The sequence below is a fragment of the Bartonella saheliensis genome (genome assembly GCF_902162175.1).
Window position 1 is genome coordinate 1 of sequence record NZ_LR607324.1, and the last position, 848, is coordinate 848.

Consider the following 848-nt stretch of genomic DNA (forward strand, 5'->3'; position numbering starts at 1 on the left):
CACGTTGAGTATGAAACGGAAAGCCGTCACTATGCCCACGTTGACTGTCCAGGACACGCAGATTATGTGAAAAACATGATCACAGGGGCAGCACAGATGGATGGTGCCATTTTGGTTGTTTCTGCGGCTGATGGTCCCATGCCTCAGACCCGTGAACATATTTTGCTTGCTCGTCAGGTTGGCGTTCCAGCGATTGTTGTTTTCCTTAACAAAGTTGATCAGGTTGATGACACAGAGCTTTTGGAGCTTGTAGAGCTTGAGGTTCGGGAACTTTTATCGAAATATGATTTTCCAGGAGATGAAATCCCCATTGTAAAAGGTTCTGCGTTGGCAGCCCTTGAGGACAAGGATAAAAGCATTGGTGAAGATGCAGTTCGTCTTTTGATGAGTGAGGTTGATAATTATATTCCAACTCCTGAGCGTCCTGTTGATCAACCATTTTTGATGCCGATAGAAGACGTATTTTCGATTTCGGGACGTGGAACGGTTGTTACGGGTCGTGTTGAGCGTGGTGTTATTAAAGTTGGTGAGGAAATTGAGATTATTGGTATTCGCCCAACATCTAAGACGACGGTGACAGGTGTTGAAATGTTCCGCAAGCTTTTAGATCAAGGGCAAGCAGGCGATAATATTGGTGCGCTGCTTCGTGGTGTTGATCGTGAAGGGATTGAGCGTGGACAGGTTTTGGCAAAGCCTGGTTCTGTTACCCCTCATACACGTTTTAAAGCGGAAGCTTACATTTTGACGAAAGATGAAGGAGGTCGTCATACGCCCTTTTTCACGAATTATCGTCCTCAGTTTTACTTTCGTACCACAGATGTTACGGGTATTGTGACGCTTCCAGAAGG

General features: G+C 45.6%; 1 protein-coding gene. It reads left to right on the forward strand.

Going from position 1 to position 848, the window contains the following annotated elements:
* Positions 1–848: elongation factor Tu (gene tuf, locus FS875_RS10045; protein WP_144756321.1), on the forward strand; the 848-nt coding region annotated here is incomplete at both ends.